Source organism: Microbacterium istanbulense (genome assembly GCF_037204145.1).
GTDB lineage: Bacteria > Actinomycetota > Actinomycetes > Actinomycetales > Microbacteriaceae > Microbacterium > Microbacterium istanbulense.
On record NZ_JBBDGN010000001.1, the window covers coordinates 126,358 to 152,092 of the forward strand.

At 69.8% G+C, this 25,735-nt stretch carries 24 protein-coding genes and 1 tRNA gene; 8 read left to right on the plus strand and 17 right to left on the minus strand.

The genetic code is table 11. The features are described 5' to 3' along the window. Positions 1 to 10 precede the first annotated feature (10 nt). Genes WDU93_RS00665 through WDU93_RS00675 form a run of 3 tightly spaced genes read right to left on the minus strand, consistent with a single transcriptional unit; the run spans position 11 to position 2,397 of the window. Complete coding sequence (locus WDU93_RS00665; RefSeq protein ID WP_337316329.1) at positions 11 to 1,069, minus strand: polyprenyl synthetase family protein; 1,059 nt, start codon at positions 1,067 to 1,069, stop codon at positions 11 to 13. 22 nt (positions 1,070 to 1,091) lie between these two features. After that, positions 1,092 to 1,811: a class I SAM-dependent methyltransferase gene (locus WDU93_RS00670; RefSeq protein ID WP_337316331.1), complete on the minus strand. Its 720-nt coding sequence runs from the start codon at positions 1,809 to 1,811 to the stop codon at positions 1,092 to 1,094. Positions 1,812 to 1,842: 31 nt separating this feature from the next. Continuing rightward, positions 1,843 to 2,397, minus strand: a complete 555-nt coding sequence (locus WDU93_RS00675; protein WP_337316332.1) for a DUF402 domain-containing protein — start codon at positions 2,395 to 2,397, stop codon at positions 1,843 to 1,845. Between the two features lie 36 nt (positions 2,398 to 2,433). Between WDU93_RS00675 and WDU93_RS00680 the strand changes: the two genes are divergently transcribed. Then, positions 2,434 to 3,687: an isochorismate synthase gene (locus tag WDU93_RS00680; protein ID WP_337316334.1), complete on the plus strand. Its 1,254-nt coding sequence runs from the start codon at positions 2,434 to 2,436 to the stop codon at positions 3,685 to 3,687. Between the two features lie 19 nt (positions 3,688 to 3,706). Here the strand turns inward: WDU93_RS00680 and WDU93_RS00685 are convergent, their stop codons facing one another. The 6 genes from WDU93_RS00685 to WDU93_RS00710 form a co-directional block, all read right to left on the minus strand. Then, positions 3,707 to 4,561 carry a polyphosphate kinase 2 family protein gene (locus WDU93_RS00685; protein WP_337316336.1) on the minus strand — a complete coding sequence of 285 codons (855 nt, stop codon included), beginning with the start codon at positions 4,559 to 4,561 and terminating at the stop codon, positions 3,707 to 3,709. A 24-nt stretch (positions 4,562 to 4,585) separates the two neighbouring features. Continuing rightward, positions 4,586 to 6,244 (minus strand): 2-succinyl-5-enolpyruvyl-6-hydroxy-3-cyclohexene-1-carboxylic-acid synthase, encoded by a 1,659-nt coding sequence (gene menD, locus WDU93_RS00690; RefSeq protein ID WP_337316338.1) that lies wholly within the window; start codon positions 6,242 to 6,244, stop codon positions 4,586 to 4,588. Next, complete coding sequence (locus WDU93_RS00695; protein ID WP_337316340.1) at positions 6,241 to 6,579, minus strand: PLD nuclease N-terminal domain-containing protein; 339 nt, start codon at positions 6,577 to 6,579, stop codon at positions 6,241 to 6,243. The genes menD and WDU93_RS00695 overlap by 4 nt, the downstream gene beginning before the upstream one ends. A 46-nt stretch (positions 6,580 to 6,625) precedes the next feature. Further along, positions 6,626 to 6,892: a Txe/YoeB family addiction module toxin gene (locus WDU93_RS00700; RefSeq protein WP_337316341.1), complete on the minus strand. Its 267-nt coding sequence runs from the start codon at positions 6,890 to 6,892 to the stop codon at positions 6,626 to 6,628. Then, positions 6,889 to 7,137: a type II toxin-antitoxin system Phd/YefM family antitoxin gene (locus WDU93_RS00705; protein ID WP_337316343.1), complete on the minus strand. Its 249-nt coding sequence runs from the start codon at positions 7,135 to 7,137 to the stop codon at positions 6,889 to 6,891. The genes WDU93_RS00700 and WDU93_RS00705 overlap by 4 nt, the downstream gene beginning before the upstream one ends. A gap of 84 nt (positions 7,138 to 7,221) precedes the next feature. Continuing rightward, positions 7,222 to 7,295 (minus strand) — tRNA-Met (locus WDU93_RS00710). Positions 7,296 to 7,421: 126 nt separating this feature from the next. Here WDU93_RS00710 and WDU93_RS00715 point away from each other — a divergent pair. Further along, the gene (locus WDU93_RS00715; protein WP_337316345.1) at positions 7,422 to 7,688 is read left to right on the plus strand and encodes a DUF4229 domain-containing protein; all 267 of its coding nucleotides are present in this window, start codon (positions 7,422 to 7,424) and stop codon (positions 7,686 to 7,688) included. 3 nt (positions 7,689 to 7,691) lie between these two features. On the opposite strand, the gene WDU93_RS00720 is transcribed toward WDU93_RS00715, so the two are convergent. Genes WDU93_RS00720 through WDU93_RS00730 form a run of 3 tightly spaced genes read right to left on the minus strand, consistent with a single transcriptional unit; the run spans position 7,692 to position 9,467 of the window. Continuing rightward, positions 7,692 to 7,985, minus strand: coding sequence for a DUF4287 domain-containing protein (locus tag WDU93_RS00720; RefSeq protein ID WP_337316347.1), 294 nt, complete (start codon positions 7,983 to 7,985; stop codon positions 7,692 to 7,694). A gap of 26 nt (positions 7,986 to 8,011) precedes the next feature. Next, on the minus strand, positions 8,012 to 8,977 hold the full coding sequence (locus WDU93_RS00725; RefSeq protein ID WP_337316349.1) for a 1,4-dihydroxy-2-naphthoate polyprenyltransferase: 966 nt from the start codon (positions 8,975 to 8,977) through the stop codon (positions 8,012 to 8,014). Between the two features lie 40 nt (positions 8,978 to 9,017). After that, positions 9,018 to 9,467, minus strand: coding sequence for an Lrp/AsnC family transcriptional regulator (locus WDU93_RS00730; RefSeq protein ID WP_337316351.1), 450 nt, complete (start codon positions 9,465 to 9,467; stop codon positions 9,018 to 9,020). A gap of 72 nt (positions 9,468 to 9,539) precedes the next feature. On the opposite strand from WDU93_RS00730, the gene WDU93_RS00735 reads away from it, so the two are divergent. Both WDU93_RS00735 and WDU93_RS00740 read left to right on the plus strand, forming a co-directional pair. Further along, the gene (locus WDU93_RS00735; RefSeq protein ID WP_337316353.1) at positions 9,540 to 10,982 is read left to right on the plus strand and encodes a DUF6421 family protein; all 1,443 of its coding nucleotides are present in this window, start codon (positions 9,540 to 9,542) and stop codon (positions 10,980 to 10,982) included. Positions 10,983 to 11,060: 78 nt separating this feature from the next. Continuing rightward, positions 11,061 to 11,699, plus strand: a complete 639-nt coding sequence (locus WDU93_RS00740; RefSeq protein WP_337316355.1) for an SDR family oxidoreductase — start codon at positions 11,061 to 11,063, stop codon at positions 11,697 to 11,699. A 51-nt stretch (positions 11,700 to 11,750) separates the two neighbouring features. Here WDU93_RS00740 and WDU93_RS00745 read toward each other — a convergent pair whose 3' ends face one another. Further along, positions 11,751 to 13,214, minus strand: a complete 1,464-nt coding sequence (locus tag WDU93_RS00745) for an MFS transporter (RefSeq protein WP_337316357.1) — start codon at positions 13,212 to 13,214, stop codon at positions 11,751 to 11,753. Positions 13,215 to 13,296: 82 nt separating this feature from the next. Here WDU93_RS00745 and WDU93_RS00750 point away from each other — a divergent pair, with 82 nt between their 5' ends. Further along, positions 13,297 to 14,364 (plus strand): threonine aldolase family protein, encoded by a 1,068-nt coding sequence (locus WDU93_RS00750; protein WP_337316359.1) that lies wholly within the window; start codon positions 13,297 to 13,299, stop codon positions 14,362 to 14,364. 178 nt (positions 14,365 to 14,542) lie between these two features. On the opposite strand, the gene WDU93_RS00755 is transcribed toward WDU93_RS00750, so the two are convergent. Then, positions 14,543 to 16,336, minus strand: a complete 1,794-nt coding sequence (locus WDU93_RS00755) for a sunset domain-containing protein (RefSeq protein ID WP_337316361.1) — start codon at positions 16,334 to 16,336, stop codon at positions 14,543 to 14,545. Between the two features lie 147 nt (positions 16,337 to 16,483). Continuing rightward, positions 16,484 to 17,074: an NUDIX hydrolase family protein gene (locus WDU93_RS00760; protein WP_337316363.1), complete on the minus strand. Its 591-nt coding sequence runs from the start codon at positions 17,072 to 17,074 to the stop codon at positions 16,484 to 16,486. 51 nt (positions 17,075 to 17,125) lie between these two features. Here WDU93_RS00760 and WDU93_RS00765 point away from each other — a divergent pair, with 51 nt between their 5' ends. After that, positions 17,126 to 17,785, plus strand: a complete 660-nt coding sequence (locus WDU93_RS00765) for an alpha/beta hydrolase (RefSeq protein ID WP_337316365.1) — start codon at positions 17,126 to 17,128, stop codon at positions 17,783 to 17,785. 3 nt (positions 17,786 to 17,788) lie between these two features. Here the strand turns inward: WDU93_RS00765 and WDU93_RS00770 are convergent, their stop codons facing one another. After that, on the minus strand, positions 17,789 to 17,950 hold the full coding sequence (locus WDU93_RS00770; RefSeq protein ID WP_337316367.1) for a hypothetical protein: 162 nt from the start codon (positions 17,948 to 17,950) through the stop codon (positions 17,789 to 17,791). 321 nt (positions 17,951 to 18,271) lie between these two features. Here WDU93_RS00770 and WDU93_RS00775 point away from each other — a divergent pair, with 321 nt between their 5' ends. Continuing rightward, the gene (locus WDU93_RS00775; RefSeq protein ID WP_337316369.1) at positions 18,272 to 19,894 is read left to right on the plus strand and encodes an ATP-binding cassette domain-containing protein; all 1,623 of its coding nucleotides are present in this window, start codon (positions 18,272 to 18,274) and stop codon (positions 19,892 to 19,894) included. Here WDU93_RS00775 and WDU93_RS00780 read toward each other — a convergent pair. Beyond that, positions 19,886 to 20,929: a DUF389 domain-containing protein gene (locus WDU93_RS00780; RefSeq protein ID WP_337316371.1), complete on the minus strand. Its 1,044-nt coding sequence runs from the start codon at positions 20,927 to 20,929 to the stop codon at positions 19,886 to 19,888. The genes WDU93_RS00775 and WDU93_RS00780 overlap by 9 nt on opposite strands. A gap of 81 nt (positions 20,930 to 21,010) precedes the next feature. Between WDU93_RS00780 and WDU93_RS00785 the strand changes: the two genes are divergently transcribed. Beyond that, positions 21,011 to 25,735, plus strand: a complete 4,725-nt coding sequence (locus WDU93_RS00785) for an Lhr family ATP-dependent helicase (RefSeq protein WP_337317263.1) — start codon at positions 21,011 to 21,013, stop codon at positions 25,733 to 25,735.

Sequence of the window (25,735 nt, forward strand, 5' to 3'; positions counted from 1 at the left end):
TTTCCTTCCGTCAGCTGCTGCGATCAGCGAGATTCTCTGCGAAGCGGGTGAGCGCTTCGCGCACCGTGCCCTTGGGCAAGGGTGCGAGGGCCGCGATCGCGTCAGCGGTCCAGGTGCGTGCGAGTTCGAGGGTCGCCTGCGTGGCGCGATGATCGCGCAGCTCGGCGAGGGCACCGTCGAGGACGGCGGGGTCGGCCCCGTCAGCGATGCGGGCGACGCCGTCGTCGATGCGCGCGGCGAGCGCGGCATCCGCCGTCTCTCCCTGCGTGAGCAGTAGCGAGGGCATCGTCGGCACGCCCGCGCGCAAGTCGGTGCCTGGCACCTTGCCGGTGCGGTCGGGGTCGGACGAGAGGTCGATGACGTCGTCGAGCAGCTGGAACGCGACGCCGACCTTCTCGCCGTACACGCGCAGCGGCTCTTCGTACTCGCTCGGCGCCTTCGAGAAGATGACGCCGCCCTGGGTGGCTGCGGCGATCAGCGAACCGGTCTTGTCGGCGAGCACCTGCAGGTAGAACTCGATGGGGTCATCGCCCGGCTGGGCGCCGATGGTCTCGTGCAGCTGACCCATCACAAGCCGCTCGAACGTGTCGGCCTGCAGACGCATGGCACGGTCGCCGTAGCGCGACATCAGCTGGCTGGCGCGGGAGAAGAGGATGTCGCCGGTGAGGATGGCGACGTTGTTGCCCCACACCTCGTGCGCGGCAGGCACACCGCGACGCTTGTCGGCGCCGTCCATGACGTCGTCGTGATAGAGCGAGCCCAGATGGGTCAGCTCGAGCGCCTTGGCGATGTCGATCACGGCGGGGGTCGTGCCTTCGCCGAGCTGCGCGGTGAGCACCGTGAGCACGGGACGGATGCGCTTGCCACCGGCCTCGTACAGGTAGCGCGCGGCGGCGTCGACGACCGGATCGGCGAACTTCAGTTCGTCGGCGAGGCCGGCCTCGACAAGGTCGAGCCCTTCTTCGATGGCACGGGCGACTCGGCGCCCGGCCGTGCCGAGGAACACACGGTCACTGAAACCGAGTCGGCTCGCCAGTCGCGTGCCCGGGGCTGCGGGGCTCGAAGTCACGGGATCAAGCCTACCGCCGCGCTCACTCGGGCTTGCGCGCGCGGTGCAGCGCGACGATGCCGAAGGACAGATTGCGGTACGCGACGTCGATCCATCCGGCCTCGCGGATCCATGCGGCGAGCGTGCGCTGGTCGGGCCAGTCGCGGATCGACTCGTTCAGGTAGTCGTACGCCTCGGCGTTGGTGCCGGCCACCCGCGCCACCCGCGGCAACACCTGGGCGTTGTAGAAGCGGTAGGCGGCGCGGAACAGGGCACCGGGCGGCGTCGAGAACTCGTTGATGACGAGGCGTCCGCCGGGCTTGGTGACCCGGTACAGCTCGGCCAGCGCCTTCTTGGGCTGCTGCACGTTGCGCAGACCGTACGACATGGTGACCGCGTCGAACTCGTCGTCGGCGAACGGCAGGTCGGTGGCATCGGCCTCGACGAAGGTGAGGTTCTGCAGGTGGCCGTGGCGGCGGCGGCCCTCCGCCAGCATCCCTGGCGAGAAGTCGGCGGCGACGACGTCGGCTCCGCTTGCGGCGAAGGATGCCGATGACGAGGCCGTGCCGGCAGCGAGGTCGAGGATGCGCTCCCCGCGCCGCGGTGCGACGGCGCGGGTGGTCGCGGCACGCCACAGCGCGTCATTGCCGAAGGTCATCACCGTGTTGGTGCGGTCATAGCCGGCCGCGACCTGGTCGAACATGCCGCTGACGCGGTCGGGGTCGCGGCCGAGGTCGGCGCGGTTGGGCTCGTCCGTGGTCATCCTTCGAGTCTATTCCGCCGTGCCTGTGGGCTCAGCGCTCGCGACCGAGCACGGCGAGGCGGTCGAGCCAGACGTCGGCCGTGGCATCGTCGAACGGGGCCTGACCCGCACCGACCTGCTGCTCGAGCTCGAGGGCGCGCCCTTCGAGGTGGGCGACGACCTCGGGCGGGTAGCCGTAGCGGCTGCGGTGTTCCTCCCACTCATCGCGGTCGTCGATGTACAGGCCGCGCTCGTCGGTACGGCGCACGACATCAAGGTCCATGTCGATGCCGGTGACCAACAGCGGGTCATCTGTCCAGCGCACATCCCAGCCGAGGTCGATGTAGATGCGCAGTCCGCGGGGGTGGTCACGGTTGACGGTGAGGGCGTAGTCGCTCGCCGCCCGCGGCACGAGCGTGACGTTCGGCGACTCGGCCACCATCGATGCACCGGGTCGCGCACTCGGCCAGCCGACGGGCTGGCCGACCCAATCGCCCCAGGCATCCGCTCCGAGGTACAGGCATTCGTGGCGCCAGTGCGGCGCACCGTCCCACTTGCGCCACTGCATGATCATCTCGCTGCCGGGCCGCGGTCGTGCGTCGCTCATCGGTACACCCTACGTCGCGCGCAATAGGCTGGAGACGTGCACGAGACCCACCTGGTCGCGCAGACCCGTCAGATCGACCCGGTCGAGGATCTGCTGGCCTACGCCGACCCCGCCCGCCCCCTCGCCTGGCTGCGCCGCGGCGACGGAATCGTCGCGGTCGGCGGCGAGACGGTCGCGGAGATCCGCCTTCCCCGCGGAGCCGAGGGGTCGCGCACCACGGCGATCTCCACGGTGTGGCGCGGGCTCTCCGCCGCGGCAGAGGTCGATGACCCGCTGCACCTGCCCGGCACGGGGCTTGTCGCGTTCGGCGCCTTCGTCTTCGACGAGGAGTCAGCATCTGACAGCGTGCTGGTGGTCCCTCGCGAGGTGATCGGCCGGCATGGCGACCGATTCTGGCGCACGACGATCGGGACCGCGGGGTCCGCCACCCCTCCCGCACCGGTGGTGCGCGACTACGGCCCGCACTGGGCGGGAACGCTGGGACCGGGTGCGCAGTCCCCCCAGGGTTATCAGGACGCGGTGCGCGGTGGCCTCTCCCGCATCGCGGACGGCGAGGTGAGCAAGGTGGTGCTCGCGCGCGACCTGACCGGCAGCATCCCTGGCGGCTCCGATCTGCGCCGGCTGGTGCGGGCCCTCTCGACGGGCTACCCCGACACGTGGACGTTCGCGGTCGACGGGCTGATCGGTGCGAGCCCGGAGACCCTGGTGACGGTCGATGACGGCACGGTGACCGCGCGCGTGCTGGCCGGCACCATCGGCCGGGGCGCCGACCCCGATGCCGACACGTTGGCCTCGTCGGCGCTGGCATCGAGCACGAAGGATCTCGATGAGCATCAGTACGCCGTGCAGAGCGTGCTCACGGTGCTGCGCCCGCACACCAGGGCCTTGGCCGCGAGTGAGCAGCCGTTCCTTTTGAAGCTGCCGAACCTGTTCCACCTGGCCACGGATGTCGAGGCCGAGCTCTCCGATGGCGAGAGCGCCCTCGATCTCGTCGATGTGCTGCATCCGACGGCTGCGGTGGCGGGCACGCCGACGGCGGCCGCGATCCGCGCGATCCGGGACCTCGAGCCTTTCGATCGTGGCCGCTACGCGGGCCCCGTCGGGTGGGTCGACGGCGAGGGCAACGGCGAGTGGGCGATCGCGCTGCGGTGCGCGCAGTTCACCAGCGCGGGCGATGCGGTGGGCGTCACCGCCTATGCCGGCGCGGGGATCGTCGCCGGCTCCGACCCCGAGACCGAACTCCTCGAGACCCGGGTGAAGTTCCGCCCCCTGGTCGACGCCCTGGCCTGAGCATCCATCTGGCGCGCGTTCAGCTCGCCGCGAGCCGCTTCTTCTCGGTCTCGATGTTGAAGTCTGCCCGCGGCCAGCGAGGATCGATGTCTTCGAGGGCGGCGATCAGCAGTTCCTGCACGGCGAGGCGGGCGTACCACTTGCTGTTCGCGGGTACGACGTACCAGGGCGCCTCATGAGTGTGGGTGCGCTCGAATGCGGCCTGATAGGCGGCCATGTAGTCATCCCACAGGGCGCGCTCGTCGACGTCGCCGGGGTTGTACTTCCAGTGCTTGTCTGGCCGCTCGAGCCGCTCCATCAGGCGCGCCTTTTGCTCGTCGGGCGAGATGTGCAGCATCACCTTGACGATGCGGGTGCCGGACTGGGCGACGCGTCGTTCGAAATCGACGATCGCGCCGTAGCGACGTTCGATCTCCTCGGGTGGGGCGAGCCCCCGCACCCGCGCGATCAGCACGTCCTCGTAGTGCGAGCGGTCGAAGACGCCGATCATCCCCGGCGCGGGCAGGCGTTTCTCGACCCGCCAGAGAAAGTCGTGGGCCCGCTCTTCATCGGTCGGGGCCTTGAATGCGGCAAGCTCCACGCCCTGCGGATCGACGCCGCCGACCACGTGCCGCACGATCCCGCCCTTGCCGGCTGTGTCCATCGCCTGCAGCACGAGCAGCACCGCGTCCGGGGCTTCTCTGCGACGGCTCTCGGCGTACAGACGCTCCTGCAGGTCGCTGAGGTGGTCGCGGCGTGCCTCCAACTGGTGCTCGCCGGTGCGACGTGCGTGCTCGAACCCCGGGGTCGAATCGGGGTCGACATCACCCAGGTGGAAGTTCCCTCCCACGGTGAGCATGACAGTCGGTGGCGCGGTCCATGCGTGCGAATTCATGACGCAATGATCCACCCGCGGGCGTCACCGTTCCAGTGGTACTTCAATCAGCTGCGGACCGGTCACCGGAGCAGTCAGCGCCTGGTCAAGAGCGGAGCGCGTCGTCACCTTCGAATACGCCCAGCCGTAGGCGGCGGCGAGCTGTTCGAGCCCCACGTTCTGCGGCGTGTAGAAGGCGCGATCGAGGTCGCCTGCGGGGGCGGATGCGGCCACTTCGAGACCGTCGAAGATCGTCCCGCCGCCGTCGTTGCCGACGATGACCTGCAGGCGCGGCGCAGGCTCGTCGGCAGGCAGCAACATCGCCCCGACGTCGTGCAGGAAGGCGAGATCGCCGAGCAGCACGCGTGTGACGCCGGGGGCGCCGTCCGCCTGGCTGGCCACGGCGATGCCCGTGGCCGTCGCGATCGTGCCGTCGATGCCGGCGAGGCCCCGGTTGGCGTGCACGGGCACGCGCTTGCCGCCGAGCACCTGGTCGGCGATGCGCACGAGCCGCGACGAGCCGAACATCAGGCGGTCGTGCGGCCAGGTCGCCCGCCAGACGGCATCCGCGAGCAGCTGCCGGTCAAGCGGACGGCGCACCGCATCGAGCTCGGCGCGCACGGCCCCGAGTCGGGCCGCTTTGTCGTCGGAGGCGAGGCCCGCCTGGTCGGGTGCGGCTTCGCTGAGGTCGACGGCGGATGCGGCGGATGCCGTCATCCACTCCCCCAGCCATGCGCGATCGGTCTCGCCGGGCGCGACCGTGAGCGCCTCGGCGGCGGCCGTGCGCCCGTTGAGGTTCAGCGCCTCCCCGCCGGCGCGGACGGCGATCACCTCGACCTCAGGTCGCGAGAGGAGGGCGGTCACCTCACGGCTGAGCGTCGGATGCCCGAGCACGAGCGCCCGTTCGATGCGCCCGCCCAAGTGCGGATCGCGGAGCAGGGCGCGGTAGCCGTGCACGACGAGCCGGCCGAAGCGCGCGCCGCTGACGACCTCGGCGATGAGCGGCCAGCCGCCGGCGAACGACAGTTCTTCGGCATCCGCTCCGGCGTCGGCGCCGGCGATGACGACGGTGCGAGGGCCGCGTGCGACGAGGGTCGTCTCAGGGGTGGGGCCGACGGGCAGCGGCCCGGGTTCGGCTTGCACGGCGACCTCGCCCGAGAGCGGTTCGCGGTACGGCAGGTTCAGCTGCACGGGGCCGGCGACGCCGGGAAGGCCGGTACCGCTGAGGCCCAGGGCGGCGTTGATGGCGCGCTGGCCGAGGTCGGTGTCGGTGCCGTCGCCTGGTACCGCCGCATCGTGCGCCCAGCGCACGAACGGCCCGAAGATGCCGGGCTGGATGGTTGCCTGGTTGGCTGCGATGCCGCGCAGTTCGGGCGGGCGGTCGGCGGTGAGCAGCAGTAGCGGGATGCCGGCGTGGAAGGCCTCCATGACCGCGGGCAGCAGATTGCCTGCCGCGGTGCCCGAGGTGCACACGACGGCCACGGGGGCGCCGCTCTCGCGGGCGATGCCGAGGGCGGTGAAGCCTGCGACACGCTCGTCGATGCGCACGTGCAGGCGGAGCGCCCCGGCGCGGTGCAGGGCCGTGGCGGCGAGCGCGAGGGCCTGCGAGCGCGAGCCGGGGGCGAGTACGAGATCGCGCACACCGTGGGCGACGAGGTCGCTGAGCAGTGCGGCAGCGGCATCCGCCGCCGGCGAGGCCGTCACGGGCGCTGCTCGGGGCCGTCGGTCTCGTCGTCGAGCGCCGCGAGCTCCTCTTCCAGCTTCTTGATGCGGGCGTCGGCCTCGGAGCGGCTGATGCCGGCGAGGAACTCGGGGTCGTCATCGGGCGCGAACAGCGGCGAGTCCTGCTGGCCGGGGCGGCGTCGGCCGATTACGAACCAGAGGATGCCGCCGATCACCGGCAGCAGCACGACGATCAGCACCCAGACGCCCTTGCTGACACCACGGTGCCGCGACGCCGGCTGCACTGCGCAGTCGACGATGCTGAAGATCCAGAACATCGCGGCTAGGAAACCGCCGACGATCAGCAGTCGGGCCATGCCTCCAGTGTAGGCGGGCGCGGATGGGCTCGGGCGCCGTGCGCGATCAGTAGTGGTAGCGCGCCTGCAGGATCGTGACGCGACGATCATCGGCCAGGTACACGAGCCGATTGGCCTCATCGATACGCCGAGACCCCGCTCCAGCGAGAGCATGCTTGAGCGGCTCGGGCTTCCCGATGCCGTCGAACGGGTCACCCCGCAGCGTGTCCGCGATCAGCAGATTGATCCTCTTGAGCGTCTTTCGATCCTGCGTCTGCCAGTAGAGGTAGTCGGCCCACGCCTCGGAGGTCCACGCCAGCAGACGCGCGTTCACGGTTCGATGAGGTCTCGCTCAGCGACGTCTCCGGCCCGGGCGCTTTCGAGTGCGCTGAGCAGGCGCCGAGCGTTCTCCGGCGAGCGCAGAAGATAGCTGGTCTCGACGAGCGAGTCGTACTCATCCTTCGACATGAGCACGGCCGAGCCACGCTTCGACGTGATCTCGACCTCAGTGTGGTCGAGGTTCACGCGCTCGATCAGCCCGAACAGGTCGCGTCGCGCTTCGCTCGTGGTGATGGCCATGAATACCCCCTGAGTTGTACGAGATATGGTACCACTCAACGCCGGGGTGGGGTTCGACAGATCTGGCCAGAGGCCTGACTTTCGACGCGACGGCGGGAGTCGAACCCGCAACGCCCGACAGGTATGAGCTGTGGCCCGGGACCGCCCGGATCGCCGCGATGATTCGACGCTACGCCCGAGGCGCGGCATCCGCTCGCTTGTTGCGCACATTGACAGCATGCGTCGCCGCGTGACGCGGCATCCGTCCCAGCCGACGCCTAAGCGCCCCGACCTACACTGGATGGGTGAAGAAGCTTCCCCCACTCCTCGTCTACACCGTGTTGCGCCTGCTGGCGTTCCTCGTGCCGCTGGCGATCATGTGGCTCTTCTTCCCGATCTTCCGCGAGTACTGGTGGCTGATGGCCCTCTTCGCGGCTCTCATCGGCATGAGCATTTCGTTGCTGTTCCTGCGCGCGCCGCTCTCCGACGCCTCCCGCTCGATTCACGAGCGCCGCTCAGCGCGCCCTGCGGCACCCTCAGACGAGGATGTCGAGGACGGCACGCAAGGCTGAGCCCTACGAACCCGCCGGGTTCGAGTCCTTGCCGTCGAGCCACAGCATGTCGCTCGGATCGGCGTGCGTCCCGCCACTGCCGACGTGCTTCGCGCTGATCTGCGGTCCCTTGGTGATCACGTGCACGAGCGCCATGCCGTAGCCGCGAGAGAGGTCATAGTCGGCCTTCAACCACTCCAGGATCGGCGTCGCCTTCGTCTCGGCACCGAAGCCCTTCTCGGTGGCGAGGTCGATGAACTGCCGGGGCGTGAGCCCGGTCTTGGTCTCGATGTTGTCGAGGTAGGCCTGAAACGACATGGATTCTCCTTGTTGATCAGACGCGGTCAGCCGACCAGCGCCCAGTACACCAGGCCCGCATAGGCGAGCGCGGTCAATGAGGTCAGCCCGAGCGCCACGACGAGCTCGCGCGGCTGACGGTACGACCAGACGATGACGATCGCCGGCAGACCCGCCAACAGGGCGAGCAGCGCCATCCAGGCGATCGGATACAGCAGAGCGATGACGGTGGAGATGCCGAACGGCGCCAGCACGAACAGCGTGAACAGCACCTGCGTGGGGATCTTGCCGATGAGCACCGACAGGGTGCGCTTGCCGGCCTCGCGATCCTGGTCGATGTCACGCAGGTTGTTGGCCAGCAGCACCGCGCAGGCGAACAGTCCGGCGGCGATCGCGACCAGCCAGGCCTGCAGAGGCAGATCGAACACCTGCACCCAGGTGGTGCCGAGGGTGGCCACCAGGCCGAAGAAGATGAAGACGAACACCTCGCCGAGCGCGTTGTAGCCGTAGGGCCGCTTGCCCCCGGTGTAGAACCAGGCCGCCACGATGCAGGCGGCCCCGACCGCGAGCATCCACCACTGCTGGGTACGGATGACGATTGCCAGACCCACCACTGCCGCCAGGGCGAAGAACACGAGAGCCACCAGCAGCACGCGCTTCGCGGGTACCCGGCCCGAGGCGGTGAGGCGCGCGGGCCCGACCCGCTGCGCGTCGGTGCCGCGGATGCCGTCGGAGTAGTCGTTGGCGAAGTTCACGCCGATCTGCAGCAGCACCGACACCGCCAGGCACGCCAGTGCGATCACCCAGTGCAGCTGGTGATCGACGGTCTGCGCGGCGCCCGTGCCTAGCACCACCGGGGCCACGGCCAGCGGGAGGGTGCGCAGGCGCGCAGCGCCGACCCAGTCCTTCCAGGTGATCGGCCCCTGCTCGATCACGGGGCGCTTGGCCGGGTTGCCACTGCGGGTACGGGTCTGTCGCGTGCTGCGCTTCTTCTTGCGGGAGGTTCCTGCCACGTCGGCATCCTAGCGAGCGCGGCCATGCCTCCGCCGTCGGCTAACCGGCGGGGACGATCGGGCGGTGCTCGTAGAAGGTTTGCAGCACCACCGTGGTGCGGGTGCTCACGTTCGCGGCCAGGCGGATGTCGCGCACGAGCCCTTCCAGGGCACGCGGTGACGGCACCCGCACGAACAGCATGTACGCGGCGTCGCCGGCAATGGAGTGGCAGGCCTCGATCGCCGTGAGGTGCTCGAGCAGCTCCGGGGCGTTGTCGGGCTGTGCCGGATCGAGGGGGGTGATCTCGATGAAAGCCGAGAGCGGCATCCCGACGGCCTCGGCGTCGAGCAGAGCCTGATATCCGGTGACCACCCCCCGCGTCTCCAGGCGCCGCAGTCGTGACTGCACGGCAGAGACGCCGAGACCAACGGCCTCGGACAGCTGGGCCAGCGTAGCCCGCCCGTCTCGAGAGATCTCGGCAAGGATCGCGCGGTCGACAGAGTCCTCCATGAGTGGAATAATATCGTTGATATCCGGTAAACACCGGAAAGATTCCGCCAACTCTCCCGATCGGAGGTCCCGATGTCCATCATCACCGCCCACTCCCAGGCGATCGTCGGCGAACCAGAGGTCGTGGAGGACGCCTCCATTGCTGAGCAGTCGGCGGCGTGGAAGCTGCTGAAGGATGCGGCGATCGCGATCCGTCCGCTGCAGATCAAGGACGGATCGATCCCCGGCGCCACCCCCGGTTCGGACATCCAGCAGGAGGCGACCGCGCACGTCGAGGCGATCATCGCCGGCATCCGCGCTCTCGCCCCCGCCTTCCCGCACGACGCCGCCTACCTCGACGCGCTCATGCTCGACTTCCAGCGCTGGGCCGACGAAGGCTTCGGTGAGCCGGACTTCCTCGACTCGCTCGTGGCCTTCCAGCCGCAGCAGAACCGCATCGACGGCATCCGTCACCTCGTCGTCTTCCCGATGTACACGCAGAACGGCTCGAGCGACCGCCTCGTCGAGGCCCTCATCGTCGAGACGATCTGGCCGGAGTTCATCGCCGACCTCGAGGCCGGCGACTACAGCAACAAGCTGTTCGTCTCGCTGCGCCTGGTCGATTTCACCCCCGGCTACGACACCAACTCGGCCGTGCTGTTCCCCGAGACCGTCGCGATGCGCGAGATCCCGACCTTCACCTGGGGCGCGATCTTCCAGGACCGCGAGGCTGCACGCTACCGCCGCGTCGTCCGCGCAGCCAGCGCGATCACCAACCTGGAACTGCCCGCGCGCGCTGCCGCCCTTCTCGATGACCAGCAGATGGCCGAGAAGACGTTCGTGATGTGGGACATCATCCACGACCGCACCCACATGCGCGGCGACCTGCCGTTCGACCCGTTCATGATCAAGCAGCGGATGCCGTTCTTCCTCTACTCGCTGGAAGAGATGCGGTGCGACATGACCGCATTCCGCGAGTCGGTCAAGATCGAGCGCGCCTTCGACGCCCGCGTCGCCGCCGGCGAGCAGCTGACCGCAACCGAGCAGGAGATGCACGACTACGCGCACCTCGTGCAGTACGCGGTGATCTTCGACCGCATCTTCCGTTTCGCGATCACCGGAACCCGCACGCGCAACTATGACGCCGTCGGCGGCCAGCTGCTGTTCGCCTGGCTGCACCAGCGTGGTGTGCTGCACTGGACCGACACCGCTCTCGCCTTCGACTGGGAGAACGTGCCGGATGCCGTCGTGGCCCTCGCCGACGCGATCGACGACCTGTACTGGCACTCGATCGACCGTCCGAAGACCGCCCACTGGCTGGCGGCCTACGAGCTCGTGCGCGGCACCCTAACCCCGCACCCGGCCTCGCAGTGGGCTCGCGGCCTGTCGGACGAGATCCTCGCGGGCGCCCCCAAGGGCTACACCGACGCGGTGATGGACGACGAGTTCCCGCTGTCGATGTTCTTCGAGACGCTCGACAAGAAGATGAAGCCGGTCATCGAGTCGACCGTCGGCATCCGCGGCACCGACGACTGACACCACCTAGACTCCCCGGAGGCCCTCGGCTTCCGGGGAGTCTGTCGTCTCCGACGCCACATCTTCGAGGGGGAACACATGAACGCTGCAGGCAAGCACGTGCTGCTCGCCGGGGGCACGAGTGCCGCAGGCCTGGCCGTGACGCGGGCGCTGACCGGTGCCGGCGCGCGGGTGACCGTGACGGGCCGCTCGACCGAGCGACTTTCGCCGCTGGTGGATGCCGGCGCCGTGGGTGTCGTCGCCGACGCCACCTCGCTGCCCGAGATGTCGGAGTTGGCCGCCGAGCTGACCGATGTCGACGCCGTCATCCCGCTCGTCGGCGGCTGGCGGGGCGGTGGCGGCCTTGCCGGGCAGACCGACGACGACCTGCACGCGCTCATGCCCGCCTTCGAGGGTGTGCGCGCGACCAGCCGTGCGTTCGACCAGACGCTGCGCGCCTCGGATGCCGGACGCTTCGCGATCGTGTCGTCGACGGCAGTGGGTCGACCGCTTGCCGGCGGGGCGAACTACGCCGCCGTAAAGGCCGCGAGCGAGGCGTGGACGCGCGCGGTCGCGCAGGGTTTCGCCAAGGCGGCCCGTGAGACTGAGACGCCGCTGCGCGCCGCATCGCTCATCTGGCGCGTCAAGGCGCTCGACCCCGAGGTGCTCGCGGCGGCCGCGGTGGCACTGTGGGATGCGGATGCCTCAGAGCTGAACGACCGCGTCATCACGCTGTGACCCACGCACTCGACCGCTGACTGGTCTTGAGCGGTGGCGGATCGACGCAGCTCAGCCGTCGTCGTCTCGCTGCTCGCCGTCGGCAACGTCGGATCCGGCGCGCCCTCCCCTGGCCGTCACCGGGTCGATGAGCGCCACAGGTTCGCCGCTCGGCTGCGTCCCGGTGCCGCCGTCTTCGCCCTCGGCCCCCGGTGGGGCGCTGGGCGGCGCCTGTTCGTAGAGGCGGGTGAGCGTGCGATACGAACGGGTGAAGAAGGCGAGCCCGCCCGCGATGACCATGATGATGCCGGCGAACAGGCAGACCAGGGCGATCCCGCGCGCCTCACCGTCACCGAGCAGCCAGCCCCACTGCCGGCGGCCGCCGTCGCTGTTCATGTACGGGATGATCATGAACTCGGCCAGCGGGGCGATGAGGAACGCGGTCACGGGCGCCGCCGCGGCTTCCATCGCCGCAGCCATGCCGAAGACGCGCCCCTGGCGGGTGTACGGAACGACCTTCTGGATGACGGTCTGCTCGGCGGCCTCTGCGGGAGGCACGAGCATCATGTACAGCCACATCCCGATCGCGAACAGCGGCCACCACTCGCGCAGCATGAACACGGCCCCGAGCAGGCCCATCGCGATGACCACCAGCAGCAGGGTGCGCACCGGTCTCTTGCCGAGCCCGAACTTGGCCACGAGCGCACCGCCGAGGAGGAAGCCTGTCGACGCGAAGGCCAGCACCAGCCCCCACGTCTGGGCGTTGAACAGGGTGAGGCCGTACGGGTCCATCAGCGCCATGTAGACGCCGCCGATGAGGTTGTTGAAGGTGGAGAAGACGATGAGCGCGAACAGTCCCGGCGCGGCACGGATGGCCGTGACGCTGCCGCGGAAGTCGAAGGCGCCCGGCGCGTCGGGGTCGGGCTGCGGCTCGGGTTCGGGGATGCGCACGAAGAGCAGGTGCACGAAGGTGACGCCCATCGCGGCGATCGCGATCACCAGTGTCCATCCCATGCCGAGGAAGCCGATCGACAGCCCCGAGAACACGCTCGTGATGAGAAAGGCGATGCCCTGCACCGTGCCGACGAGCCCGTTGGCATTGGCTCGCCGCTCTTCGGGTACGAGCAGCGTGACGGTGGTCGAGAGCGCGATGTTGCGCAGTTGCTCGATCACGCCGCCGAACAGGATGACGGCCGAGAACAGCCAGAACCAGGGGCGGCCGAGATCGAGCAGGGACGACTCTGGTTGCAGCAGGTACAGCACCCCGGCGATGAGGAAGGCGAAGGCCGACACCACGCTCGACAGCAGCATCACGGCGTGCTTGCGGTGCCGGTCGACGATCGTGCCGAAGATCATCGAGAAGAACGCGATGAACAGCATGTAGGCACCGCCGATGATGCCCGTCGCGAGCACCGACTGCGTCTCGATGTACACCCAGAAGGTCAGGGCGAACCAGAGGAAGCTCGTCGTCACGTTGGCGATGAGGGTGTTGATCAGGACGTTCACGAACGCCCGGCGCTGCACCGTGTCTGTCACGCTTCGAGGCTAGTGAGGGTCACCGACATTGCACAGGGGTTCGGGCGGCATCCGGCAACCCGCCAGGCCGTAGGCTGGAGGGGTGAGCGTTCTGCATGACACGGGCCTGCGCGGCTTCGCATCCGACAACTATTCCGGCATCCACCCTGAGGTGCTCGCAGCGATCGCGGCGGCCAATGGCGGCCACCAGGTCGCCTACGGCGAGGATGCCTACACCGAGCGTCTGCAGCAGGTGTTCGCGCAGCACTTCGGTGAGGGCGTGCAGGCGTTCCCGGTCTTCAACGGCACCGGCGCGAACGTCACCGGTCTGCAGTCGATGCTGCCCCGCTGGGGCGCGGTGATCGCGGCATCCAGCGCTCACATCAACGTCGACGAGGGCGGCGCCCCCGAGCGCATCGGGGGTTTCAAGCTGCTGACCGTGCCCACAGACGACGGCAAGCTCACGCCGGAGCTCGTGGACCGCGAGGCGTGGGGCTGGGGTGACGAGCACCGCGCGCAACCGCTGGTCGTCTCGATCACCCAGTCCACCGAGCTCGGCACCCTGTACACCGCCGACGAGATCCGCGCGCTGGCCGATCACGCGCACGAGCGCGGAATGAAGCTGCACCTCGATGGCGCCCGCATCTCGAACGCGGCTGCCGCGCTCGATTTGCCGCTGCGCGCCTTCACGCGTGATGTCGGTGTCGACGTGCTGAGCTTCGGCGGCACCAAGAACGGCGCGATGCTCGGCGAGGCGATCGTCGTGCTCAACCCCGAGGCATCCACCGGGCTGCAGTACTCGCGCAAGTTCAACATGCAGCTCTCGTCGAAGATGCGTTTCGTCTCGGCGCAGCTGATCGCCCTGCTCGAGGGCGACCTGTGGCTGCGCAACGCACGTCACGCGAACGCGATGGCGCAGCGACTGCGGGGCTCGATCGAGCAGGGGCTTGCCGAGGGCAGCATCCGCGGTGTCGAGTTCACGCAGCCCACGCAGTCGAACGGGGTCTTCGCGACGCTTCCCGATGGCGCCGCCGACGCGCTGCGTGAGTCGTTCCGCTTCTACGACTGGGATGCCGCTCGCAACGAGGTGCGCTGGATGTGCGGCTTCGACACCGCCGAGGAAGACGTCGACGCGTTCGTCGCCGAGCTGGGCCGCCTCACCACCCTCTGACCCGCACCCAACGCCGGCCCGGTTTTGGGCGCCCACCTGCCCGGTTGGGGGCCCACCTGCCGGGTTTGGGGCGGATTCTCGCGTTTGGGGCGCCCCAGCGACGCCCCAAACGCGAGAATCCGCCCCAAACCCGGCGGGAAGGCCCGAGACGGGGAGCGCCGGGGGCGCAAGGGTGGGGTTAGAGCTTGGACTTGCGGTAGCCAGCGGCGACGGCGGCCGTCTCGGTGCGGAAGCACACCTCCGGATTGGTGACGGCGTAGTACCGGCCCGTGGACAGGTGGTAGATCATCGAATCCGCGTTGCCCTTGATCGGCGCCCATGACGGGCAGGACGACAGCGAGATCGGCGCCGTCCGGCTCGGGTACGTCACCACGGCCGTGGCCGCCGAGGTCTTCGTCGTCGTGACGTAGCCGCTCTTCGAACCGGTCACCTTCACGGTGATGCGTTTGCCGGCCAACGACGAGGTCAGCGACAGGGTCGTGCCGGTCGCACCCGAGATGGCGACCCCATCCTTGTACCACTGGTACTTCAGGGTGGCACCGCTCGTCCACGTGCCAGGGCTCGCGGTCAGGCGCTTGGTCACCTGCGTGGTGCCGGTGACCTTGGGCACCGGCGCGGTCAGCAGCGCCTTGACGGATGCCGTCGGCTGAGAGGTCTTCTTGGTCGTGTAGTAGCCGGACTTCGATCCGGTCACCGAGACGGTGATCGTCTTCCACGCCGCGGAGGAGGGGATCTTGAAGGTGCTCGCGGTGGCGTTGGCCACAGCGACTCCGGCGACGTACCACTGGTAGCGCAGCGTCGTACCCGTGGTCCAGGTGCCGGGCTTCGCGGTGAGGGTCTTGGCGACGTACGCGGTGCCCGAGATGGTCGGCGTCGGTGCGGTCAGCGGGCGCACGATCGTGCCGGTCGCCGCCGAGGTCGCCGAAGCCGTCGCGAAGGTGGCCTTCTTCGCCGTGACCTTGACGGTGAGCTTCTTGCCCAGCTGCGTCGAGGTGACCACGAACGATGAGGCGGTCGCGCTCGAGATCGCGACGCCGTTGGCGTACCAGCGGTACGAGAAGGTGACACCGGGCGTCCACGTACCCGTGCTCACCTTCAGGGTCTGCCCGACGACCGGCTTGCCGCTGATCTTCGGCACTGCCGTCTCCATGATCTGCAGTGTGGCGAGGCTCGCCGAGACCGCGGCGTGGGTCGTCTCGCCAAGCACGACGGGGGTCGCCCTGGCCGCCGAGGGGGCGTTGTTCCACCACTCCGAGTAGACGCCCTCGATGGCCGACAGAATCTGCACCCGGTAGTCGCCCGCGGGCAGGCCACCGACCGCGTACGCACCGGAATCCGTGACGTGGTTCACGGCGATAGGTGTCACACCGTCGGCGGCGAAGACCGCGACGGCCGCCTGTCCGCCACTGAGGTCGTACCCGGCGGGCACCGTGACCGTGCCTGCGACAAGGGCGGATGCGGCCAGGCCGACGTCGTACACGAGGCCATCCGCGGTCAGCGTGCTGACGTCGTCGGCGCCGGTCGCGCCCCAGTAGTCGAAGACAGCGCGTCCTTCGGACACCACAGCGAGGACGACGTCTCCGACCGGCGCCTGCAGAACGTATGCTCCCGTGGCATCCACCTGGACGGCGGCGAGCGGCTCGTTGATCGACAGGTCTGGGGCCACGGCAACGACGAACGTGCGCCCCTGCGTGAGGTCGGTGCCCGCCGGGAAGGTGACCGTGCCCGTGACGGTGGCGAGCTCCTGCCCGACCTCCTCAGTGTCAAGCGCCCGCCGCTGGGTGGCGAGCGCGGCCGCGGCCTCCACGGTCTGGGGCAGAGCGGCGGCAACGCTCGCGAACGCCGGGTCGACCTCGGGCAACTCCTGTGCCTGGGCAACCTGTGGGGTCACCGCGACGAACAGCGAGACCACCAGCGCCGCGACGAGCGACACCACACCTGAGCGCGCAGAGCGCGACGATGAAACCCCCATGGATATCCTTCTGGACGGCACTCGGACCCACGACCGTGTGCAAGTGAACGGGTGCGCCGACGCGCCACCTGAGCACAAGTTACACGGGAAGAACTCGGCGCGCCAACGCCGAATATCCCGCGGGCTACGCGGGGAGAATCGCCGGGTTCAGCGCAGCAGTCCGAGGTGGGCGAGAGCCTGGCGGATAAGAGTTCCGCGGCCGCCCTCCATCTCGGCGGCAAGCGCGTCGGATGCCGCTTCTTCCGGCGAGAACCAGGTCACCTCGAGCGCATCCTGACGGGGCTCGCAGGTGCCGGTGACGGGCACGACGAAAGCCAGCGACACCGCATGCTGCCGGTCATCGTGGAAGGCGCTGACACCAGGGATCGGGAAGTACTCCGCGACCGCGAACGGCCCCGGCTGAGGCGGGAGCAGAGGAAAGGCCATCGGGCCGAGGTCGTTCTCGACGTGCCGGAACAGCGCGTCGCGCACGGTCTCGCCGAAACGCACCCGCCCGGACACGATCGTGCGGGTCATCTCTCCGAGCGGCGTCGAACGCAGCAGGACGCCCACCGAGATCACCTGTCCCGAGCCGTCGGTGCGCACCGGAATCGCCTCGACGTAGAGCATCGGCAGGCGGCGTCGCGCCTCGGCGAGCTCGACGTCGCTCAACCAGCCGGGGTTCGCATCGCGCTCGGGCACGACCTCGAAGCCGAAGTCGTCGCCGTCGGGATCCGGGTCGGGGGTGCGCACGGTCATGTCCCCTTTCTACCAGGGGTCGTGTCGGAGCCGGATGCCAGGATGGACGCCATGACCGATTCCCTCTCGATCGACCCCGCCGCCACCCTGTGGTCGACCGGCGACCGCGCCGGGAAGCCGGTGCTGTTGCTGCTGCACGGATACGGCGCCGATGAGCGCGATCTGTTCGGCCTCGTGCCCTACCTGCCCGACGGCATCGCGATCGCCGCATTGGCCGCGCCGCTCACTCCGCCGTGGCCGATGCCGGGGCGTTCCTGGTACCCGATCGACGACCTCTCCGGACGCGATTCCGGGGCGATCACCGTCGCGGCCGAGTCGGTGCTGGCTTGGCTCGACGCCGAGGCGGCGGATGCCGCATCCGTCGCCCTGCTCGGATTCTCGCAGGGCGCCGCAGTGTCGCTGCAGGCGCTTCGTCTGGCACCCGCCCGCGTGCAGGCGGTCGTGGCGCTGAGCGGTTATGCCGCCCCCGGCGCCCTGCCGAACGACCCGGTGCTGCAGGAGACCCGGCCGCCGGTGTTCTGGGGGCGCGGCTCACATGACGACGTCATTCCGCCGCACCTCATCGACCACACGGCACAGTGGCTGCCGGATCATTCCGAGCTCTCCGGCCGCGTATACCAGGGCCTCACCCACAGCATCTCCGAAGACGAGCTCGCCGATGTGCGCACCTTCGTCACGAAGTGGCGGGATGCCGACCGCTCCGACGCCTAAGCCTCACTCCCGCCGCCGCGCGCCGGCGAACACGACCAGGCCGAACACCAGGCCGACCACCACGCCGATCACCCAGTTGTGGAGGGCGAGTCCGGCGGCGATGCCGAGGGCGGCGCCCAGACCCATGTTCGACACGATGCGCCTCTTCCTCTGCGTCTCGTTCATGCCCTGACGCTACGGCCGCGAGTGCGGCAACCACATCCCCCACGGGGCGGAGTGGCCCTCCCCCTCACGGCGGGCTGCGCCCGCACCGGGGCCGCGACACGCCCGGGTTGCGCAAGGGCAGGCGGGGCGGCTATCGTCGTGGGGTCTTGTCCGCCGTGTTGGGAAGTCCCTTGATCTGAATCGTCGTCTCCGCGTTCTGTCCACGCGCTGATCCGACGATCCTTCCTGCCCGGCGACACCGCCCCTCGGCATCCGGTCCCCCGTCCTCCGACGGCATGCGACCACCGGTTTCAGCGCACCCGCACCCCTCGGGAGCCGCTCATGTCATTCTCTTCACCCCACTCCGCTGTCGTCCTCGACCGTCTCGGCTTCACCTGGCCCGACGGCTCGGTCGCCCTCGATCAGATCTCCGGCGCGTTCGGCACCGGCCGCACGGGCCTCGTCGGCCGCAACGGCGCCGGCAAGTCGACCCTGCTGCGCCTGATCGCCCGGCAGTTCACTCCGACGACCGGAACGATCACCACCACCGGCGACGTGGCGTACCTGCCTCAGCGCCTGACCCTCGACACCCACACCCGGGTGGCCGAGCTGCTCGGCGTCGCCGCCGCGCTCGATGCCGTGCGGGCCATCACGGCCGGCGACGTCGATCCCTCCCATTTCGACGCGGTCGGCGACGACTGGGACATCGAGGCGCGCGCCGAGGCCGCCCTCGCCGAAGCCGGTCTCGACCCGGCGTTCCTCGACCGCACGGTCGGTGAGCTCTCGGGCGGCGAGGCGGTGCTGGTGGCGATCGCCGGCATCCGACTGCAGGGCGCCCCGATCACCCTGCTCGACGAACCCACCAACAATCTCGACCGTCATGCGCGGGCGCGCCTGTACGACCTCGTGCGCTCCTGGCGGGGAACGTTGATCGTCGTCAGCCATGACGTCGCGATGCTCGACCTCATGGACGACACCGCCGAGCTCTACGGTGGGTCGCTCAGCACGTTCGGCGGCCCGTACAGCGCGTGGCGCACGTGGTTGGAGGGAGAGCAGGATGCCGCCAGAGCGGCGGAACGGGATGCCGCGCAGGCACTCCGCAAGGAGAAGCGTCAGCGCATCGAGGCCGAGACGAAGCTCGCGCATCGCGCGCGCACCGCGAAGAAGGCGGAGGCCGAGAAGCGCGTGCCGAAGATCGTCGCTCATGGGCGCAGGATGGCCGCCGAGGTCTCGGCCGGGCGACTGCGTACGGAGGTCGGCGCGAAGGAGGATGCGGCGCGCCAGGCGCTCGATGACGCCGGCCGCCGGGTGCGCGATGACGCGACGATGAAGATCGAGCTGCCTGATCCCGACGTCTCCCGGGCACGGCGGATCGCGACGATCGGCGACGGCGAGCGCTCCTGGGTGATCCAGGGCCCCGAGCGGGTGGTGCTGGTGGGCGGCAACGGCGTCGGCAAGACGACGCTGCTGCGCAGGTTGGTCGCCGAGCCCGAGGCCGCTCCACCCCGCGACGACCTGCACGCCGAGGCGCACACCGACCGCATCGGGTACCTCGCGCAGCGCGTCGATGGGCTCGACGAGCAGGCATCGGTCGTCGCCAACGTGCAGGCGTCCGCCCCGCACGTTCCCGACAAGGAACTGCGCAACCGGCTGGCGCGATTCCTCATCCGCGGCGCCACCATGGATCGTCCGATCGTCTCCCTCTCGGGCGGCGAGCGGTTCCGTGTCGCGCTGGCGGCGCTGCTGCTCGCCGATCCCGCACCTCACCTCGTGGTGCTCGACGAGCCGACCAACAACCTTGATCTCGACACGGTCGATCACCTCGTCGAGGCGCTGCGCGCGTACCGTGGAGCGGTGCTCATCGTCAGCCATGACGATGCGTTCCTCGACCGCCTGGGGCTCGACCTCCGCCTCGAGCTCGACGCAGACGGTCGGCTGACCGAGCTGCCGCTCTCGTCAGCCTGAGGCCGGGATGTCCTGGCTGCCGCCGAAGACGAGGGTGACCCGCACGTCGACATCCTTCAGACCGGCGGCATCCAGGCGCTCCCGCAGGCCCGTCTCGAGGATCTCGGGCGGCGGGCCGAGCGCGACGATGCGCAGCATCCCCTGCCGGTAGCTGATGTCGGTGATCTGCCAGCCCTGCGCCTCGGCCCATTCGGTCGCCGGCTGCTGGGCGCGCGAGACGGTGAGTTCGCGCTGCACGACCGCGGTGCTGCCGAGGGCGAGCGGCACGGTGAGCACGAGCACGGCACCGACGACCACCGCGACCGTCTTCACCTTGAACTGCCCCAGTCGCATGCCGAGCTCGGCCGCGGCCGAGCGCACCCGGTAGATGAGGAAGATGATCGTGCCGGTGGCGATGATCGCGCTGACGTTCGTGCCGAACAGCAGCAGCGCGCCCATCGCCTCATCGAGCTGATCGGATTCGAGGGTCAGGCCGACGACGGCGAGCGGCGGCACCAGGGAGATCGCGATCGCGACGCCGGGAAGCGTGTCGGAGATGTCGGCCCGCACGGTGGCGAACGCGCCCACGACACCCGTGGCGAGCGCGGCGACGAGGTCGATGAGTCGCGGGCTGATCCGGGAGGCGATCTGCGAACTGCTCTCGGCGGTGAGCGGAGTCGGGGCGGTGAGGCCGAGGAGGTAGCCGATCGCGATCACGATCACGGCCCCGGCGAGCACGAGACCGATGTTGAGGATGATCAGTCGCCGCACCGACAGCACCACCGACAGCGCCGTACCCAAGATCGGCGTCATCAGGGGAGCGACGATCATGGCCCCGATCACCGTGGCCGTGGAGTCGGCAATGACGCCGGCGCTGGCGATGATCGCGGAGAGCACGATGAGCACCCAGAACTTCGACAGCTTGCGGTTCGAGTCCTGCCCCTCGGTGAGGAACAGCGACGATCGCATCCGGTCGATGTCGGCGGGCGTCGCGCGCAGCCGCCGCGTGCCCGGCAGTTCCGGCAACGCCGGTTCGATCCCCTGTGCTGCGGCCATCTGTGCGCCTCTTTCGCCCACACCCGTCTGATGGCCTCACCCTATCGCCCCGATGTCGGCGGCCTGCCGCATGATGGAGGGATGAGCGACGTGCTCGACCGCTTCACCCCCGCCACCCAGGATTGGTTTCGCGGGGCGTTCGACGCGCCCACCGATGCGCAAAAGGGAGCGTGGGAGGCGATTTCGGGTGGGCGCAACGCACTCGTGGTGGCCCCGACCGGTTCGGGCAAGACGCTGTCGGCGTTCCTGTGGGCGATCGACAGCGTCTTCCGGGAACGCATGACGCAGGATGCCGATGACGACCGCTCGCGCACCCGCATCCTCTACATCTCACCGCTCAAGGCGCTCGGTGTCGACGTCGAACGCAATCTGCGCTCCCCCCTGGTGGGCATCGGGCAGTCGGCCAGGCGGCTGGGCACGCCGGCCCCGGAGGTGACGGTGGGCGTCCGCTCCGGCGACACGACCTCCAGCGACCGCCGCAAGCTCGTCAGCAACCCACCCGACATCCTCATCACCACTCCCGAGTCGCTCTATCTCATGCTCACCAGCCGCGCGGGCGAGACGCTGCGTGACGTGCACACGGTGATCATCGACGAGGTGCATGCGGTGGCGGCGACCAAGCGCGGTGCGCACCTCGCGGTCAGTCTCGAACGTCTCGATGCCCTGCGCGCAGCGCACGGTGCAGAGCATCCGGCGCAGCGCATCGGCCTGTCGGCGACGGTGCGCCCGATCGACGAGGTCGCCCGGTTCCTCGGCGGCTCGGCTCCCGTCGACATCGTCGCGCCGCGCGCGGTGAAGACCTTCGAGCTCGGCGTCGTCGTGCCTATGGACGATATGCGCAATCCTCCGCCACCTCCCGGGTCGCCGAACCCCTCGGATGCCGCGGATGCCGAGTACACCGAGGTCACCGGCTCGGTGTGGCCGCACGTCGAAGAGGCGATCGTCGACAAGGTGCTGGAGAACCGGTCGACGATCGTGTTCGCGAACTCGCGCCGGTTGGCCGAGCGACTCACCGGACGGCTGAATGAGATCTACTCCGAGCGCGCCCTTCGACGGGCTCAGGGACCCAGCATCCCGAAGGTCGCCTCCGCACCGCCGGCGGCGATGATGGCGCAGGCGGGGCAGACCGCCGGCGCCGAACCCGTGCTCGCCAAAGCGCATCACGGCTCGGTATCGAAGGAGCAGCGGGCCCTCGTCGAGGAGGAACTCAAAAGCGGTGTGCTGCGCTGCGTGGTCGCCACCAGCAGCCTCGAGCTCGGCATCGACATGGGCGCGGTCGACCTGGTGATCCAGGTCGAGGCGCCCCCGTCGGCGGCATCCGGACTGCAGCGCGTCGGGCGTGCGGGGCACCAGGTGGGTGAGATCAGTCGTGCCGCGTTGTTCCCCAAACACCGCGGCGACGTGCTGCACACCGCGATCGTCACCGAACGGATGCTGGCCGGCCAGATCGAAGCGATCGCGGTGCCGCGCAACCCGCTCGACATCCTCGCCCAGCAGACCGTCGCGGCGAGCGCCCTCGAACCGTTGTCGGTCGAGGACTGGTACGAGACCGTCCGCCGCAGCGCCCCGTTCCAGAATCTGCCGCGCTCCGCCTACGAGGCCACCCTCGATCTGCTCGCCGGCAAGTACCCGTCCGACGAGTTCGCCGAGCTGCGCCCCCGCCTGGTGTGGGATCGCGACGCCGGAACCCTGACCGGTCGCCCCGGCGCGCAGCGCATCGCCGTGACCAGCGGCGGCACGATTCCCGACCGGGGGCTGTTCGGCGTGTTCGTCGCCGGCGAGTCCACCGGCGCCCGCGTCGGGGAGCTTGACGAAGAGATGGTGTACGAGTCGCGCGTGGGCGACGTGTTCACCCTCGGCACGACCAGTTGGCGCATCGCCGAGATCACCCATGATCGGGTGAACGTGCTGCCCGCGTACGGGCAGCCGGGCAAGGTGCCGTTCTGGCACGGCGACGGCATCGGCAGGCCCTTCGAACTGGGCGAGGCCCTGGGCCGCTTCTCGCGCGAGGTGTCGACCGCAGAGCCGGCGAAGGCGCAGCAGCGACTGATCGACGCCGGGCTCGACGAGCGCGCCCGCGACAACCTCATCGGCTACCTCAGCGAACAGCGCGAGGCGACCGGCACCCTGCCGACCGACCGCACCCTCACCGTCGAACGCGGCCATGACGAGGTCGGCGACTGGCGGGTCATCCTGCATTCCCCGTACGGCATGAAGGTGCACGCGCCGTGGGCACTCGCGCTCAACGCCCGCGTGCGCGAGCGCCTCGGCGTGGAGGGATCCGCCGTCGCGAGTGACGACGGCATCATCGTGCGCATTCCGGATGCGGATGCCGAACCGCCCGGCGCTGATCTGTTCGTGTTCGACGCCGACGAGCTCGAACAGATCGTCACGGCCGAGGTCGGCGGGTCTGCGCTGTTCGCCTCACGCTTCCGAGAGAGCGCCGCCCGAGCGCTGCTCATGCCGCGCACCAACCCCAATCGTCGAACTCCGCTGTGGCAGCAGCGGCAGCGATCGGCGCAGCTGCTCGAGGTGGCGCGGCGGCATCCGACGTTCCCGATCATCCTCGAGACGCTCCGCGAGGTGCTGCAGGATGTCTACGACCTGCCCTCGCTGCGCCGGCTGATCACCGACATCGCAGAGCGCCGCATCCGTCTTGTCGAGACCGAACCCGCCCAGCCCTCGCCCTACGCCCGCGATCTGCTGTTCGGATACGTCGGCGCGTTCATGTACGAGGGCGACTCGCCCCTGGCAGAGCGACGGGCCGCCGCGCTCTCGGTCGACCCCTCGCTGCTCGGCGAATTGCTGGGCACCGTCGAGATGCGAGAGCTGCTCGACCCCGATGTGATCGCCCAGTTCGAGCGCGAGGTGCAGCGCATCGACCCGCAGCGGCGCGCACGAGGAATCGAAGGCGTCGCCGATCTGTTGCGGATGCTGGGCCCGCTGGATGCCGCCGAAGTCGCGATGCGGTTGGGCGCTTCGACAAGCTCAGCGACCCAAGAAGGGGGCGGCTCAGCGACCCGAGCATCGGTCCCTGAGCCTGTCGAAGGGCCCGATTCGCCCCGAGCATCGGTCCCTGAGCCTGTCGAAGGGCCCGCCGCGACCCGCGAAGACGCCGCCGCCCTCCTCGCCGAACTCGTCACGGCCCGCAGGGCGATCCCCGTCACCATCGCCGGCCATGCCCGCTTCGCGGCGATCGAAGATGCCGGGCGCCTGCGCGATGCCCTCGGCGTGGCGCTGCCCACCGGCATCCCCGTCGCCTTCCTCGAACCGGTGGCCGACCCCGTCGGCGACCTCGTCTCACGCCACGCCCGCACCCACGGCCCCTTCACCACCGACGCGGTCGCCGACCGTTTCGGACTCGGCGCGGCCGTCGCCCGGCACACCTTGCAGCGCCTCGAATCGTCGGGCCGGCTCGCCAGCGGCTTCTTCCTTCCCGCCGCCGATGCCGCACCGGGCGGTGAGCAGGAGTGGTGCGACAGCGAGGTGCTGCGCCGACTGCGCATGCGCTCGCTCGCGGCGATCCGCGGCAGCGTCGAGCCGGTCAGCCCGCAGGCGTACGCCCGCTTCCTGCCCGACTGGCAGCACCTCACCCGCCCCCTCGAAGGCGTCGACGGGGTGCTCAGCGTCATCGAACAGTTCGCGGGGGTGCCCATCCCGGCCAGCGCCTGGGAATCCCTCGTGCTGCCGAGCCGGGTGCGCGACTACACCCCGGCGATGCTCGACGAGCTCACCGCCGCCGGCGAGGTCGTCTGGGCCGGGCACGGCACGCTGCCAGGGCGTGACGGCTGGGTGTCGCTGCACCCTGCCGACCTCGCCCCGTTCACCCTCCCGGTACCCGAGGAGCCGCCCGCTCCCGGCTCGCTGGACGAGAAGGTACTCGACGTGCTGCGCCTGAGTGGTGCCTCTTTCGCGGGGGCGCTGCGGGCGATGACGGATGCCGAGAACGAGCAGTCCGTGCTGGATGCCCTGTGGGCGCTCACCTGGCAGGGGCACATCACCAACGACACCTTCGCCCCCGTTCGCGCCCTGCTCGCGGGCGGTTCGCAGGCGCACAAGACCACGCGACGCGCTCCGCGCGCGCGCACCTACCGCGGCGTCTCACTCGCGCGCCCGGCCTCGCGCCCGGCCTCGACGAACCTGGCCGGAGGCCGGTGGGCGGTGCTCCCCGAGACCGATCCGGATGCCGCCCGGCGCGCCACAGTGACCGCGGGGCTGCTGCTCGACAGGTACGGCGTCGTCACCCGCGGCGCCGTCCAGGCTGAGGGGGTGCCGGGCGGCTTCGCACAGGCCTACCGCGTGCTCGCCGGGTTCGAAGAAGCCGGCCACTGCCGCCGGGGCTATGTGATCGAGCGGCTCGGGGCCGCGCAGTTTGCGGCATCCACGACGGTCGATCGCCTGCGCACCTTCGCGGGGCTCGCCGATCCTCCGCCCCGGCGCGCGATCACGCTGGCCGCCACCGATCCCGCGAACCCCTACGGTGCTGCTCTCGCCTGGCCGCGCCTCGACGCCGTCTCGCACCGCCCCGGTCGCAAGGCCGGTGGCCTGGTCGTGCTGGTCGACGGCGCCCTCGTGCTGTACCTCGAACGCGGTGGACGCACCGTGCTCGCCTTCGACGATGACCCCGAGGTGTTGCAGGCTGCCACGGCTGACCTGGCAGCCACGGCCCGCAGCCGCAAGCTCGAGACGTTGACGGTCGAGAAGATCAACGGCGAGAGCGTCTACGGCACCCCGTTCGCCCTGGCCCTGCAGAAGGCCGGCTTCGTCGCGACGCCCCGTGGCTACACCCTGCGCAAGGGGGTCTGA